Source organism: Pseudomonas sp. LAMO17WK12:I1, from assembly GCF_900177315.1.
GTDB lineage: Bacteria > Pseudomonadota > Gammaproteobacteria > Pseudomonadales > Pseudomonadaceae > Aquipseudomonas > Aquipseudomonas marginalis.
In genome coordinates this window covers 1-1,245 of the sequence record NZ_FWZV01000033.1, presented here as the reverse complement: position 1 = coordinate 1,245, position 1,245 = coordinate 1, and the positions used below count along the sequence as shown (strand labels likewise).

Here is a 1,245-nt window from a genome sequence, read left to right as displayed (position 1 = left end):
TAAGCCCATGCCGGTCGAAGATACCAGGCCGCTGCGACTGTTTATTAAAAACACAGCACTCTGCAAACACGAAAGTGGACGTATAGGGTGTGACGCCTGCCCGGTGCCGGAAGGTTAATTGATGGGGTTAGCTAACGCGAAGCTCTTGATCGAAGCCCCGGTAAACGGCGGCCGTAACTATAACGGTCCTAAGGTAGCGAAATTCCTTGTCGGGTAAGTTCCGACCTGCACGAATGGCGTAACGATGGCGGCGCTGTCTCCACCCGAGACTCAGTGAAATTGAAATCGCTGTGAAGATGCAGTGTATCCGCGGCTAGACGGAAAGACCCCGTGAACCTTTACTATAGCTTTGCACTGGACTTTGAATTTGCTTGTGTAGGATAGGTGGGAGGCTTTGAAGCGTGGACGCCAGTCTGCGTGGAGCCAACCTTGAAATACCACCCTGGCAACTTTGAGGTTCTAACTCAGGTCCGTTATCCGGATCGAGGACAGTGTATGGTGGGTAGTTTGACTGGGGCGGTCTCCTCCTAAAGAGTAACGGAGGAGTACGAAGGTGCGCTCAGACCGGTCGGAAATCGGTCGTAGAGTATAAAGGCAAAAGCGCGCTTGACTGCGAGACAGACACGTCGAGCAGGTACGAAAGTAGGTCTTAGTGATCCGGTGGTTCTGTATGGAAGGGCCATCGCTCAACGGATAAAAGGTACTCCGGGGATAACAGGCTGATACCGCCCAAGAGTTCATATCGACGGCGGTGTTTGGCACCTCGATGTCGGCTCATCACATCCTGGGGCTGAAGCCGGTCCCAAGGGTATGGCTGTTCGCCATTTAAAGTGGTACGCGAGCTGGGTTTAGAACGTCGTGAGACAGTTCGGTCCCTATCTGCCGTGGACGTTTGAGATTTGAGAGGGGCTGCTCCTAGTACGAGAGGACCGGAGTGGACGAACCTCTGGTGTTCCGGTTGTCACGCCAGTGGCATTGCCGGGTAGCTATGTTCGGAATAGATAACCGCTGAAAGCATCTAAGCGGGAAACTAGCCTCAAGATGAGATCTCACTGGGACCTTGAGTCCCCTGAAGGGCCGTCGAAGACTACGACGTTGATAGGTTGGGTGTGTAAGCGCTGTGAGGCGTTGAGCTAACCAATACTAATTGCCCGTGAGGCTTGACCATATAACACCCAAGCAATTTGACTACTCGAAAGAGCATCAGATTGCGGTGTGTGAAGACGCAATGAACCGAAAGTTCGA

The 1,245-nt window shown here is 52.9% G+C and carries 1 rRNA gene; it reads left to right on the top strand.

From position 1 onward, the window contains the following. Window positions 1-1,168 (top strand): 23S ribosomal RNA (locus tag B9N88_RS32150); the annotation flags it as partial. Window positions 1,169-1,245: the final 77 nt, after the last annotated feature.